General features: G+C 35.6%; 12 protein-coding genes. 3 read left to right on the forward strand and 9 right to left on the reverse strand.

The genetic code is table 11. The features are described from left to right. Nucleotides 1-26: 26 nt before the first annotated feature. From fsa to gyrA, 3 genes are all read right to left on the reverse strand, one after another. Entirely contained in the window at nt 27-680 is a 654-nt protein-coding gene (gene fsa, locus G6R40_RS00360; RefSeq protein WP_165130476.1) for a fructose-6-phosphate aldolase, read from the reverse strand. Nucleotides 681-765: 85 nt separating this feature from the next. Next, the gene (locus G6R40_RS00365; protein WP_165130478.1) at nt 766-2,148 is read right to left on the reverse strand and encodes a tetratricopeptide repeat protein; all 1,383 of its coding nucleotides are present in this window, start codon (nt 2,146-2,148) and stop codon (nt 766-768) included. Between the two features lie 16 nt (nt 2,149-2,164). Next, nucleotides 2,165-4,729, reverse strand: coding sequence for a DNA gyrase subunit A (gyrA, locus tag G6R40_RS00370; RefSeq protein ID WP_165130480.1), 2,565 nt, complete (start codon nt 4,727-4,729; stop codon nt 2,165-2,167). 172 nt (nt 4,730-4,901) lie between these two features. On the opposite strand from gyrA, the gene G6R40_RS00375 reads away from it, so the two are divergent. Further along, nucleotides 4,902-5,216, forward strand: a complete 315-nt coding sequence (locus G6R40_RS00375; protein WP_165130482.1) for a DUF4286 family protein — start codon at nt 4,902-4,904, stop codon at nt 5,214-5,216. Nucleotides 5,217-5,251: 35 nt separating this feature from the next. Here the strand turns inward: G6R40_RS00375 and G6R40_RS00380 are convergent, their stop codons facing one another. The 4 genes from G6R40_RS00380 to G6R40_RS00395 form a co-directional block, all read right to left on the reverse strand. Beyond that, the gene (locus G6R40_RS00380) at nt 5,252-5,932 is read right to left on the reverse strand and encodes a Bax inhibitor-1 family protein (RefSeq protein WP_165130484.1); all 681 of its coding nucleotides are present in this window, start codon (nt 5,930-5,932) and stop codon (nt 5,252-5,254) included. Nucleotides 5,933-6,036: 104 nt separating this feature from the next. After that, entirely contained in the window at nt 6,037-6,723 is a 687-nt protein-coding gene (locus G6R40_RS00385) for a DedA family protein (RefSeq protein ID WP_165130486.1), read from the reverse strand. Between the two features lie 84 nt (nt 6,724-6,807). Then, on the reverse strand, nt 6,808-7,917 hold the full coding sequence (gene prfB / locus G6R40_RS00390) for a peptide chain release factor 2 (protein ID WP_165130488.1): 1,110 nt from the start codon (nt 7,915-7,917) through the stop codon (nt 6,808-6,810). A gap of 65 nt (nt 7,918-7,982) precedes the next feature. After that, a complete protein-coding gene (locus tag G6R40_RS00395; protein ID WP_165130489.1) occupies nt 7,983-9,338 on the reverse strand; it encodes an AAA family ATPase in 1,356 nt (451 codons plus the stop codon). Nucleotides 9,339-9,428: 90 nt separating this feature from the next. Here G6R40_RS00395 and G6R40_RS00400 point away from each other — a divergent pair, with 90 nt between their 5' ends. Further along, nucleotides 9,429-10,070, forward strand: coding sequence for a uracil-DNA glycosylase (locus G6R40_RS00400; RefSeq protein ID WP_165130490.1), 642 nt, complete (start codon nt 9,429-9,431; stop codon nt 10,068-10,070). A gap of 3 nt (nt 10,071-10,073) precedes the next feature. On the opposite strand, the gene G6R40_RS00405 is transcribed toward G6R40_RS00400, so the two are convergent. Together G6R40_RS00405 and G6R40_RS00410 are read right to left on the reverse strand one after the other, a co-directional pair. Further along, nucleotides 10,074-10,532: a hypothetical protein gene (locus G6R40_RS00405; RefSeq protein ID WP_165130491.1), complete on the reverse strand. Its 459-nt coding sequence runs from the start codon at nt 10,530-10,532 to the stop codon at nt 10,074-10,076. 12 nt (nt 10,533-10,544) lie between these two features. After that, nucleotides 10,545-11,033, reverse strand: coding sequence for a DUF456 domain-containing protein (locus G6R40_RS00410; RefSeq protein ID WP_165130492.1), 489 nt, complete (start codon nt 11,031-11,033; stop codon nt 10,545-10,547). Between the two features lie 68 nt (nt 11,034-11,101). Between G6R40_RS00410 and G6R40_RS00415 the strand changes: the two genes are divergently transcribed. Continuing rightward, nucleotides 11,102-12,367, forward strand: coding sequence for a mechanosensitive ion channel family protein (locus G6R40_RS00415; RefSeq protein WP_165130493.1), 1,266 nt, complete (start codon nt 11,102-11,104; stop codon nt 12,365-12,367). Nucleotides 12,368-12,381 lie beyond the last annotated feature (14 nt).

A 12,381-nucleotide genomic window follows, 5' to 3' on the forward strand; every position in this document is an offset into this window, starting at 1 on the left:
GCTTTTTTTATCAATGTTAGGATTAATTATCCCATTTTTTTAGCGTCTGCTACAAATTGCGCAAGTCCACTATCTGTTAAAGGATGTTTTAACAAATTAAGAATTGAAGCTATTGGCGAAGTGATAACATCAGCACCTATTTTAGCACAATTAATAATATGAATAGGGTTTCTGATAGATGCTGCTAGAATTTGAGTGTCAAAAAGATAATTGTCATAGATTGTTCTAATATCTTGGATAAGCTCGATACCATCTACAGAAATATCGTCTAATCTTCCTAAGAAAGGCGATACATAAGTTGCACCAGCTTTAGCTGCTAACAAAGCCTGACCTGCTGAGAATACTAATGTACAATTGGTTTTTATACCTTTATCAGAGAAGTATTTTAAAGCTTTTACACCATCTTTTATCATTGGGATTTTAACAACGATTCTTTCGTGTAATGCCGCAAGTTCTTCTCCTTCTTTGATCATTTCATCATAAGTTGTAGAAAGTACTTCAGCTGATACATCACCATCTACAATGTTGCAGATATCCACATAATGTTTGTTGATAGCTTCTTTACCAGCAATTCCTTCTTTTGCCATTAACGAAGGATTGGTTGTAACACCATCCAAAATTCCCAAATCTTGAGCTTCTTTAATCTGCTCTAAGTTGGCAGTGTCGATAAAAAATTTCATTTATTTAGTTTTAATAATCTTAGTTACAAAGATAGTTTAAATATTCTGTTATACTAAAATTGGAAGCCGAGGCTCCCAATTTTTTTTATTTTTTAAGTTCTGCTTCTTTAGCTTTGAACTCATTAAATTTCGCAGTGTTTTGCGTTGCGTTGTAAAAGGCTTTGAGAAGTGAAACCATGTCAGCATCTTTTGGGTCTAATGCATAGGCTTTTTCCGCGTATGGAATAGCCTTTGCAAATCTTGCACGTCTTTGTTCCATTACTTTATTAGCTTCATCGATTTTCTTGGCTTTTCTTAATTCGTTGTAAGAGTTAATTGCTTTTTCGTCATCTCCCATAATTAAATATACCATATTGGTAAAGGCTGTTCTATTAGTAGGATCTATGCTGATTGCTTTATTAAAAGCTTCTTCAGCTTCTTTTTGTTTTGCTGGATCTTTGCTATAGATAACCCCTAGATTGTAATAAGCAATAGCATCGTTAGGATTTTTACTAATTTGAGATTTTAAACTTGTAACGAACTCTTCAGTTTTGCCAGCTTTGTAATAAGCGAGTCCTAGCGTATTTGCTAATTTAGCATTATTAGGGAATTTTTTTAATCCTTTTTGCGTAACTTCAATAGCTTCGTTATATTTTTCTAACTCCATTAATAAAGCCGATTGGATATCATAAATCTCTTCTTCTTTACTTGCTGTTCTCTCTTCTTTGAAGTCTGTATAATCGCTCGTAGCTCCCATCTTTTTGTAAAGATCGAAGGTGGTTTTATCTAAATTATCAATCGTGTTTGACTTTTTGCTTTTTGCGGTGTAAATAGTTTCTACACCAGTAAAATTCATTGCAATTAACTGATCAAAAATTTTAGAAGATTCCTCTTTTTTATTTCCTTGAGCATAGGCAACAGCTGATGAATACAACAGATTTTGATTTTCAGCACCAGCGGCTTTGGATAAAAAATAAGCTTCTTCGAACAACTTAGCAGCACCAGCGAAATCTTTTGCTTGGTATAAATCGTAGGCTTGCTTGTTGGTAGATTGATAAGAAGCGTTAAGTTGATTTCCTAGTTTGCTAGCCAAAGAAGGTGTGTATTTTTCTTCTTTTAGAGAAAGTCCAGCTCCAAATTTGTCAGCTGCTTCTTTACCTACAAAATAGACTTTCTTCTTGTCATTGTCTTTTCCTGTGTAGATTGTTGCTTTTCCTAAATCACTTATTTTTGACAAAATTTGTGCGCCTTCTGCAATTTTTCCAGATTTTACAAGACCTAAACCTTTTGCATAATAGTATTGTTCTTGTAAAGACGGTTCTAATAAATAAATTTTATCTCCAAAAATAGCTTCTGCTTTAGAAATTTCTGAGGCAGTTGTATTGGCATCACCTTGATCTGCCGCTTTAACAGCATTAGAAATTTCCTTTTTTTGAGCATAAGACAGCGAGGCTGCTATAATTGTTAAGCTTAAAAATAGTTTTTTCATATGATTATATTAAAATTTATTCTTCGTTATTGTTATCTTCTATATTGTCTAGGCTTTCTGTATTAGTCGGGTTTTCTGAGTTATCTTTTACTTCTTCATGTTCTGATATTTCTCCTTCGTCTTCTACATCTTTATCCATTTCGACTTTTGCAATAGCCGCAATCTCATCATTAGACTTAAGATTGATAAGTCTTACACCTTGTGTATTTCTACCCATAACACGAAGTTCTGAAGTATTCATACGGATGGCAACACCAGAACGGTTAATAATCATTAATCCATCTTCGTCTGTTACGGATTGTATCGCAATAAGATCCCCAGTTTTTTCAGTGATGTTAAGGGTGATAACACCTTTTCCACCACGGTTGGTTATACGGTAATCTTCCACTGCGGTACGCTTACCATATCCTTTTTCTGAAACTACTAATACGGTGTCATTCTCCAAGTCGTTAACTACAATCATCCCGATAACTTCATCTTTATCAGCGAGATCGATACCTCTAACACCAATAGATGTTCTACCTACAGCTCTTACTTTTTCTTCAGGGAAGCGGATACATTTACCAGCTTTTGTTGCAATCATGATTTCAGAATTTCCATTAGTCAATTTTGCACCAAGTAGCATATCGTCTTCACGGATTTCAATAGCGTTAACACCATTGGTTCTTGGTCGTGAGTAAGCTTCCAAAGATGTTTTCTTGATGGTTCCGTTTTTCGTAATCATCACAACATTCATCTGGCTTGTGTAGTCTTGGTTTTTCAAATCCTTGGTACGGATATAAGCTTTGATTTTGTCGTCCGGCTCTATGTTGATAAGGTTTTGGATAGCTCTACCTTTTGCTGTTTTTGAACCTTCTGGAACTTCGAATACTCTTAGCCAGAAACATTTTCCTTTTTCTGTAAAGAATAATAAATACTCGTGGTTGGTTGCTGACACGATGTATTCTAGGAAGTCTTCATCACGTGTTGTTGCGCCACGGTTACCTACGCCACCTCTAGATTGTACTTTGTATTCTGAAAGTAAAGTTCTTTTGATGTAACCAGCATGGGAAATTGTTAATACAACTTTTTCGTCTGGAATAAGATCTTCGATAGACATTTCGCCACCTGAGAAATCGATTTCTGAACGTCTTTCGTCGCCATATTTTTCTTTAACTTCTTGTAGCTCGTCTTTAATGATTTGGTATCTTCTGGGCTCGTTGGTTAAGATATCTTCCAAGTCGTGGATCAAAGCCATGATTTGTTCGTACTCATCACGGATTTTGTCCAATTCCATACCTGTAAGACGTGCAAGTCTTAGATCAAGAATGGCTTGTGCTTGGATTTCACTTAGTTCAAAAGCTTCGATTAATCCTTCTTTTGCAGCTTGTGGATTGGCAGAGTTACGAATGATTGCGATGGCTTTATCTAGGCTTTCTTTGGTTGCAATAACCTTCATGAAACCTTCTAAAATGTGCGCTCTTTCACGTGCTTTTTTCAGTTCGTATTCAGTACGTCTTACAATCACTTCGTGTCTGTGATCTACAAAGTGAAGTATGATCGATTTTAAATTAAGCTGCTCTGGACGACCTTTAACTAACGCAATATTGTTAACACTGAACGATGTTTGTAATGCTGTGTATTTGTAAAGAAGGTTGAGAACGACATTAGGAATAGCATCATTTTTAAGTTCGTAAACAATGCGTAGACCATTTCTGTCAGACTCGTCGCGGATCTCGTAGATACCAGGGATTTTTTCGTCCTTAACCAATTCAGCAGTACGTGCAATCATTTCGGCCTTGTTAACTTGGTAAGGAACTTCGGTAACGATAATCGCATTACGATTTCCGATTTCTTCAAAACCAACTTTAGCTCTCAAAATAATGCGTCCACGACCTGTATGGAAAGCATCTCTAACACCATCGTAACCGTAGATAATACCACCAGTTGGGAAGTCAGGCGCAATAATATGCTTCATCAATTCATCAATTGTAATTTCACGATTATCGATGTATGCGCAGATGGCATTAATACTTTCTGTTAAGTTGTGGGGAGCCATATTTGTCGCCATACCAACGGCAATACCAGATGTTCCGTTAACCAAAAGATTAGGGATTTTGGTTGGTAAAACTGTTGGTTCTTGCAAAGAGTCGTCGAAGTTGTTTTGGAAATCAACCGTTTCTTTATCAAGATCAGCAAGAATTTCGTCAGAGATTTTTTTCAGTCTTGCTTCTGTGTAACGCATTGCTGCTGGCGGATCACCATCCATCGATCCGAAGTTACCTTGCCCATCAACCTGTTCGTAACGAAGACTCCAAGGTTGTGCCATACGCACCATCGCATCGTAAACAGATCTGTCGCCATGTGGGTGATATTTACCCAAAACATCCCCAACAATTCTGGCAGATTTCAAATATTTTCTATTGGAAAAAACGCCCAAACCATACATCCCATAAAGGACTCTTCTGTGTACAGGTTTTAGTCCATCTCTTACATCTGGTAAAGCTCTCGAGACAATTACCGACATCGAGTAGTCGATGTAAGATGTTTTCATTTCATCAACAATGTTGATAGGAATTAACTTTTCTCCTTCTGATCTCATCTATATTCTTTAAAATTAATCGGGAAAATTCCCTATTTTTCTTTAATTAAAATTTGTTTTTAAATACTTTTTTGCTAAAAATCTTTATTAGCAAACGCATCTGCTAAAATACGAAAATTTTGCCTAATATTGCCTACAGAATTCAACTAATTATCTAATCAAAATCAAATAAATGAGTATTTTAAGTATTACTTTTCACACCACGGAAAACAGAATTACAGAATGGGATGATTATTGTGTGAATGAGCTACATACAATGATCGAAAATCTTATGGATGTTGACAAGTATATTTTGTCAGAAGTCCATTCGGACATGGTTAATGAGGGGCGCAATACCAATCTGTTATTGGTGTTTGCTAATGGTGATTTGCGATCCGATTTTTTACTTAGTGAGCTTCCTAATATAGAAGAAAGAGTTATGAAAAATTTTGGGCAAGAAGTTATGATTTTCCCAACCATGCTAAATCCAAAAAGGCTCAGATTTTAACATCCGAGCCTTTTCTTTTTTATATAGCGATTTGATTAATCCTTTCTACTCATCAAAATTCTTAAAATATACCAAAACAGTAACATAATAGATGCGAATAGTTGCAAGGATGCGCCAACATATTGGTTGGTAGCATAGACATCTTTTAGTTTGCTGGTTTCGTACAAAATGCTGGCAGAGGCAATTAAAACCATTCCAACAGAAAACCACAATCCTAAATTGAAACCGAAAATTGCGCCCGCAACGATTAATCCTAAAGCCACAAATCCACCGATGACAATAATTGATCTTAGAAAAGAAAAATCGGTTTTGCTAAAAAAAGCATAAGCGGTTAATCCAACAAATAATGCTAAAGTCAATACTGCAGCTTGATAGATTACTTCGAGTCCTGTATAGGCGACAGCGATATAGATTAAAGGAAGAAAAATAAGGGCTTCTAAGACGATATAAAAACCGAGTCCTAAATATTGGGTAGAACGACTTTGGGACAAAGTCCATTTGTTAGCCAACATAGATGCTAGCCAAAAAGCACCCAAGATAAATAACCATAAGAATTTTCCCGAAACCATAGCTACGATATATTGTTCAGGAACAATATTGATTAAAAAGCTTTCTACGGCAATAAAAATTAAAATCGCCAAAGCGACGTGTCCATAAGTTTTTTTGTAAAATTCCGCTTTTTCAACTTCGGAAGCTTGTGAAACAAGTGTTTGCATATTGAGATGTTTTGTATTCTTTTTTCGAATATAGAAAAATAAAGTTTTGTAACAAAAAAAGAATCCCGATCGAGATTCTTTTTGATGATATTTTTAATTAAAAATTATTCTGTAGGACCTTTTGGTTCTTTTGCTGGTCCACCAAAAAAGAACTTAATAACCACCGGAAGCGTTGTAATCAAAACGATGATGATAATGATCCATTCTAGATGAGACTTCAAATCTATTCCCAATTGGTCTTTGAAAAATTTGTCCAAATAATGTCCGGCAAATACCAAACTAAATGACCAAAGTACAGCACCAATAATGTTATCGATTAAAAAACGTTTTTTATCCATTTTTACAATTCCTGCAACGATAGGGGTGAAGGTTCTCACCACCGGTAAGAATCTCGCCATAATCACCGCAAGACTTCCGTGTGTTTCGAAGAAATCGTGTGCCTGGTAAAGATATTTTTTCTTAAAAAGCATCGAGTCTGGACGTTTGTACAAAGCAGGCCCAGTTTTAACACCGAAAAAGTATCCCACTTCGTTACCGATAATAGCTGCTAAAGAAATACAACTTGCAAGGATGGTCGTGTCCAGAAGATCGTTGCCAGTTCCGCCAAAAGTTTCCTTAATAATTTCAACGGCATAAATCCCTGATACAAAAAGCAAAGAATCCCCTGGCAAAAAGAACCCAACGAAAAGTCCTGTTTCTGCAAAAACGATGAATAATATTAGCCAAAATCCACCCATTTTGATATAAAACTCAGGGTTTAATAAATCTTTCCAACTTTCGAAGTGTTCCATAATAATTTTTGTGGCACAAATATACTTAAATGATTAATTTTATCTATTAATAAGGGCGTTAATTTTAGTTAAAATTTATCGCTCTTAAAACTGATTTTCGTCAGTTTCTGCTTGGCCTTCCGCCATAAGGAAGGATTTTAGAAAACCTGTAATATTTCCATTCATAACCGACTCTACATCAGAAGTTTCGTAACCAGACCGTACATCTTTTACTAATTTGTATGGATGCATTACATAATTTCGAATTTGACTTCCCCATTCAATTTTCATTTTATTGGCTTCAATTTCGTTTCGGGCGCGCATTTTTTCTTCGAGTTCTATTTCATAAAGACGCGATCTCAAAAGCTGCATGGCTTTTTCTTTGTTCTGAAGCTGGGAGCGCGATTCGGAATTTTCTATAATAATTCCTGTTGGTGCATGGCGCAGTCGTACTGCGGTTTCTACTTTGTTAACGTTTTGACCACCAGCACCAGAAGATCGCATGGTTTCAAAACTGATGTCTGCTGGGTTAATATTAATTTCTATAGTGTCGTCCACCAAAGGATAAACATAGACGGAAGCAAAACTCGTGTGACGTTTGGCATTGCTGTCGAATGGCGAAATTCTCACCAATCTGTGGACGCCGTTTTCACCTTTCAGATAACCAAAAGCAAATTCGCCTTCGATTTCTAAAGTTACTGTTTTGATACCCGCAACGTCGCCTTCCTGGAAGTTGAGTTCTTTGACTTTGTAAGCTTGCTTTTCTGCCCACATGATGTACATGCGCATCAGCATGCTCGCCCAGTCGCAACTCTCTGTGCCGCCTGCGCCAGATGTAATTTGGAGTACTGCGGAGAGTTCGTCGCCTTCGTTAGAAAGCATGTTTTTAAATTCAAGGTTTTCGATTTTTTCAACCAATTTTGGGAAATTGTCGTCCAATTCTTTTTCGCTTTCAGGATCTTCTTTTGCAAATTCTAATAAGACTTGCAAATCCTCAAATTCGGTGAAAATATCTTCGTAATCTTCAACCCATTTTTTTTTGGAACGAAGTTGTTTTAAAAAAACTTCTGCTTCTTTTGGATTGTCCCAAAATTCTGGCGCAGCAGTTTTTTCGTCATCATTGCTGATTTCGATTTTCTTTTTTTCGATTTGAAGATATTTGTATAAATCTTGAATTCTTGCGTTGACTTCTTTGATTTGGTCGTTGTTAATCACTGGAATTTGAAAATTTGTTTTGCAAAATTAGACATTAAGAGCTACAAATAATAATTTTAGGCCAACTAATTATTGTATGGGTGTTCTTTATTAAATCCAATGCTTCGCATAGGCTCTTCTTTTTTTATGTAAAATTGAAGTTCGTCTTTAAGTGTTACAATTCTCTTGTAAAATTCTTCTTCCGAGTTGATGCTGACTTCTTCTAAAAAAAGTAGAACGCTGTTGAGGTATTCTTCGGTTAATTTGCCTGTCGCTTCTTTCAATGCGGCATCCAGAAGGCTTTGGTCAATTTTTAAACTTATAACTTCTTTTTTAAGATAAAGATTTCGGATTCTCTTTTTCAAACTTTGGGTAAAGTCGATAATCATCGTGTTTGAAAAAGCTTTCATCTTTTGTGCGCTTTCTCGCCAGAAGGGTAATTGGTCTGCTTTGTTGAATTTCAGAACTTCTAAAAGTGTGGCATCTTGCGTTAAATTTTGTAACATATAATACAAAATCATTTCGGCGCGTTCCTGTGGATTGGGTGGGAATATCGGAATCATCATGTCAAATCGGCCAGGCGCTAGAATTTCTGGATCGATGTCTGATACGTTTTTTGCCGCGCCAATCATTAATATCTGTTCTTTCTCAAACTTGTCAATGGTATGGAGAATAATATTTTTTGTTTCTTTAAGCTCCCAGATATAATCTTCTTTTTCCTCTTTTTCTTCCATGATAACATCGAAATCATCAAGAAATAATAAGACTTTTTTCTGTTTCATGATCGATACCAAAAAGTCGTTGAAGTCTGATTTTTCGTGGTCGAAAAAGTTGGTTTTTAAAAATGATTTTCGGATCGCCTCAAATTTATATTTAATAATATCTGCAATACGTTTTGCCCAAAATATTTTGCCACTTCCTGGAGGTCCATACAAGATGATCCCCGCAGCGCGATGGATTCCCCAATTGTTGAGTTGGTTTTCATCTGTAAAGGGTTCTAGCATGTCTATAATATAAAAATACAAATCGCTGTAACCGATAAAATCCTTTTGACATAAAGGCGATTTTTTTCCGAAATAATCGTAAACGAATCGATAATCGCCACCCAATTCTCGATCGATATTAAAACTGGAAATCGAGGTTTTGTAAGGTCCATTGTCAAAAATGTTTGTATATTCTTTTTTGATGAGGTCTTCAACATCTTTAGATGGTTTTTGTATCGTGTTGGCAATGTCTTCGGTTGATTTTTCTTTTTCTAAATCTTCGCTGTATTTGGAAAGAAAATCTTTTTGCTCTTTGACAAATTTTGTGAATTCTGGGGTGACATTCATTTCGTTCGTTATTACAGAACTGAGGCTTAATTCAAAATCTTGCACGAATTTTTTTAAATTTTCGGTCGGTATGTTGATGTCTTTAGCAAGACTCGAAAAATCTTTTAGCATGTTTTTGTTTTGTTTAAAATTATCAAAAATTATACAAAATCAATTTTTAAGTAGTTTGTTTAAGTAATTTATTCGCTTTAATTTTGTGAAATGACATGGGAAGAAGTTTTAGCACCAATTAAAGAAACCGAGTATTTTAAAACATTATGGGAAAATGTAACCTATGAATATAGTGTTAATAAATGTTTTCCTCCGAAAAATCAAATTTTCAGAGCTTTGAAGGTGACGCCTTTTGATGTTATAAAAGTTGTAATTATCGGCCAAGATCCCTATCATAATGACGGCCAGGCCAATGGTTTGTCTTTTTCTGTTGCAGAAGGTGTGAAAGCACCACCTTCGCTTAAAAATATTTTTCTCGAACTAAAGTCGGATCTCGGCATTGAACGTTCCCGAACCGATCTTGAGGATTGGGGAAAACAAGGTGTTTTGATGCTGAATGTAAGTTTAACGGTTAAAGCGCATGAGCCAAATTCTCACAAATACCTAGATTGGTCAAGGTTTACAGATTTTATTATTCACCAAATCTCGGACCGAGGTGAGCATGTTGTATTTGTACTTTGGGGCGCATTTGCACAAAAAAAAGCAGCGTTAATCAACCCTGCCAAGCATTTTATTTTGACATCCGCACACCCGTCACCATTTTCGGTACATCGAGGTTTTTTTGGAAGTCAGCCTTTTTCTAGAATTAATCAATATCTTGAACAGCATTCAAAATCGTCAATTAATTGGTAGTTTTTATTCTGTTTTTGTGATGTCGATTAAAATGTTTTTTTGTGCCTCATTTTGTTTTCCTGATTCTTTTGGATAGGGATTTACGGATTTTAAAGTAAAATTATAACCATAGACATTTTCTGTGTTTTTCAGATTTCGGCTAGGCAAATCCATAGTTGCCAACTGGATCGTTCTTGGGCGCGACGATGGTGTCATCACTTCGATCTCGACAATGGCAACGCCAGCCCACACACAAGTTACACCTTCTGGACATCGGCTATCTTCTATAATTTCTTTAAAAGTAATATTGATTTTTCCATCGGCGATTTGGGTGTCTTTTCCTTGCAGAATTTCTACATTTTTATACATATTGCTTTGTGAAGTTTGCTTTGGTGTATCATTATTTTGCACCATTGTTTTTTGTGATTCGCAGCTTAGTAAACTTGCTAAAATCATTGTTGTAATAATCGTGGGACGTATCATAATTTATTTTATTTAAAAGAAAGCATAATAAAGTACTACCAAAAACATGGCCAATCCAATCATAAAGCTAAAACCTGCGCCATATATAAAGCCGATGAAAGCACCTTTCATAGAATTAAAAGCTTTTTTCTTGTCGCTGATGTCGTGCAAAAGCTCGCCAAGGAAAACGCCTAAAAGCATCCCAATAAGAAAGCCAAAAGGAATAGGGATTAAAAATATACCAGCTATAGTTCCGATAAAGGAGCCAATGCTTCCCCAGCGTGTTCCGCCATATTTTTTGTTGGTTCTTGCAGGAATGATATAATTAAGAATGCCTGAAATAATCGTTAAACCCGAAAAAATCCAAACATATAACATTGGCATTTCTGAGTCGGTCCCGAATTTAAAAATTAAAAGTCCAGCAAGACTCACCACCAAACCAGGTAAAACTGGTAAAAAAGTGCCGAGAAGCCCAATAATTAATAAAATGATACTGAGTAAGCTAATCAGTCCAACATCCATATTTTTATATTTGATATAAAAGTAAGGATTTTCGGTTAGGTGAAAAATAAATTGTTAATTTTGTCAATATGAAAGACGAGTTGGACGATACCAAAGATTTTTTGCAAAATATCAGTGATCAGATTAATGTCTTTTTTGATCAGTATTTCCGCGGAGATATCGCTTGGATTTTTCAGGTGACCTGCAAGATTTTGGTTCTTTTGGGCTTTTTGTTTTTGATGGATTTTTTAATAAAATTGGCTTTTAAACTGGTGTCCAACTATTTTTCGAAGCCCGAAAAATATCCATTTATTTATTCCTTATTCAAGGCGAAGTTTTTTAATTCTATTGCACATATTATTGCTTTGGGGCTTTGTACGTTTGCTTTAGATTCGATTTTTTATGCAGGTATGCACAGGATTACCAAAGGGGTTTTGGACAAGATTGTGGATGTCGGCCAAGTGGTTGTTATCGCGGGATTGGGGCTTCGACTTTATAACGCCGTCGAAAATTATTATATCTTAGTCAAAGACAGTTACAAGTTGATCGCTTTTCGTGCAATTTCTCAAACGCTAAAGATTTTTGGAGGCGTTGTATTGCTTTTTATTGCGATAAAAATTATTTTCAATATCAGTTCGGGGACTATTTTAGGAAGTCTAGGGGCGATAACTGCGATGTTGGTTTTGGTTTTTAGAGATACCATTTTGGGCTTTGTAACGGGGATTCATGTGGCAACTTCCAGAAGTCTGAAAGTAGGCGACTGGATCGGAATTCCAAAATATAACCTCGAAGGAAATGTGATGGAAATAAGCCTACTGACAACTAAAATTTTGAACTTCGATAAAACCATTTCTACAGTTCCGACTTACGATTTGATGACCACAGAGATTCGAAATTATCAAGTAATGACCGAAGGTAATCTTCGTCGTATAAAGCGTTCAATGATTTTTAATATTAAATCTTTCCATTTTTTGTCAGAAGAAGATCTTGATCGTTTAGAAAAAGTAAACTTAATTGCTGATTATATCAAATTAAAACGTTCCGAAATCGCCAAAGAACTTAATGATTATCATAATCCAGAAAATGATCTTAACCGCCAACAATTAACAAATATTGGTGTTTTTAGAAAATACGTCGAAACTTATCTCAAGCATAATCCTGATATCGAACAGAAAGAAATTATCCTCGTTCGACAACTAGAAAATACGCCGCAAGGTCTTCCATTGGAGATTTATTGCTTTACTATTTATTCGAATCTTGCGGATTATGAGCGTGTACAGTCCGATATTTTTGATCATCTTTTGGTAGGTGCTCAGGATTTCGGTTTAGAAATTATGCAAGTCAATAAAATTTAATCTTAATTATTTTA

Source organism: Chryseobacterium sp. POL2 (genome assembly GCF_011058315.1).
GTDB lineage: Bacteria > Bacteroidota > Bacteroidia > Flavobacteriales > Weeksellaceae > Soonwooa.

Excerpts from the sequence above, each read along its gene's own strand:
- G6R40_RS00375 (WP_165130482.1), top strand. The coding sequence starts at position 4,902 with ATGAGTATTTTAAGTATTACTTTTCACACCACGGAAAACAGAATTACA.
- G6R40_RS00415 (WP_165130493.1), top strand. The coding sequence starts at position 11,102 with ATGAAAGACGAGTTGGACGATACCAAAGATTTTTTGCAAAATATCAGT.
- G6R40_RS00380 (WP_165130484.1), bottom strand. The coding sequence starts at position 5,932 with ATGCAAACACTTGTTTCACAAGCTTCCGAAGTTGAAAAAGCGGAATTT.
- G6R40_RS00385 (WP_165130486.1), bottom strand. The coding sequence starts at position 6,723 with ATGGAACACTTCGAAAGTTGGAAAGATTTATTAAACCCTGAGTTTTAT.
- fsa (WP_165130476.1), bottom strand. The coding sequence starts at position 680 with ATGAAATTTTTTATCGACACTGCCAACTTAGAGCAGATTAAAGAAGCT.
- G6R40_RS00400 (WP_165130490.1), top strand. The coding sequence starts at position 9,429 with ATGACATGGGAAGAAGTTTTAGCACCAATTAAAGAAACCGAGTATTTT.
- G6R40_RS00410 (WP_165130492.1), bottom strand. The coding sequence starts at position 11,033 with ATGGATGTTGGACTGATTAGCTTACTCAGTATCATTTTATTAATTATT.
- G6R40_RS00405 (WP_165130491.1), bottom strand. The coding sequence starts at position 10,532 with ATGATACGTCCCACGATTATTACAACAATGATTTTAGCAAGTTTACTA.
- gyrA (WP_165130480.1), bottom strand. The coding sequence starts at position 4,729 with ATGAGATCAGAAGGAGAAAAGTTAATTCCTATCAACATTGTTGATGAA.
- G6R40_RS00365 (WP_165130478.1), bottom strand. The coding sequence starts at position 2,148 with ATGAAAAAACTATTTTTAAGCTTAACAATTATAGCAGCCTCGCTGTCT.
- G6R40_RS00395 (WP_165130489.1), bottom strand. The coding sequence starts at position 9,338 with ATGCTAAAAGATTTTTCGAGTCTTGCTAAAGACATCAACATACCGACC.